1 protein-coding gene is annotated in these 394 nt (G+C 41.1%); it reads right to left on the minus strand.

The window, feature by feature from the left end; all coding sequences use genetic code 11:
- Window positions 1-7: 7 nt before the first annotated feature.
- A partial coding sequence (locus tag ER639_RS12075; RefSeq protein ID WP_205757727.1) for an IMP dehydrogenase occupies window positions 8-394 on the minus strand: 387 nt, incomplete at its 5' end.

Consider the following 394-nt stretch of genomic DNA (forward strand, 5'->3'; position numbering starts at 1 on the left):
ATCTTAATTAGAATGAGTAGTTCGGTGATTCTTTCGTAATTTGAATATTATGTGGATGGCTTTCTGCTAAACCAGCAGGACCCATACGTGTAAATTGTGCTTCTTCGCGTAATTCTCTTAAATCGTGTGAACCAGTATAACCCATACCAGCACGCACACCGCCCATTAATTGGTAAATTGTATCTTGTAACGCACCTTTATAAGCCGTACGTCCTTCGATACCTTCAGGAACAAATTTCTTAGGCGCTTTGTCCTCTTGGAAGTAACGGTCGTTTGAACCTTTTTCCATCGCACCTAAAGAGCCCATACCACGGTATACTTTATATTGTCTACCTTGGAAAATTTCTGTTGCGCCTGGGCTTTCTTCAGTACCTGCTAATAAGCTACCTAACAT

Source organism: Macrococcus sp. DPC7161, from assembly GCF_004117835.1.
Taxonomy (GTDB): domain Bacteria; phylum Bacillota; class Bacilli; order Staphylococcales; family Staphylococcaceae; genus SDSC01.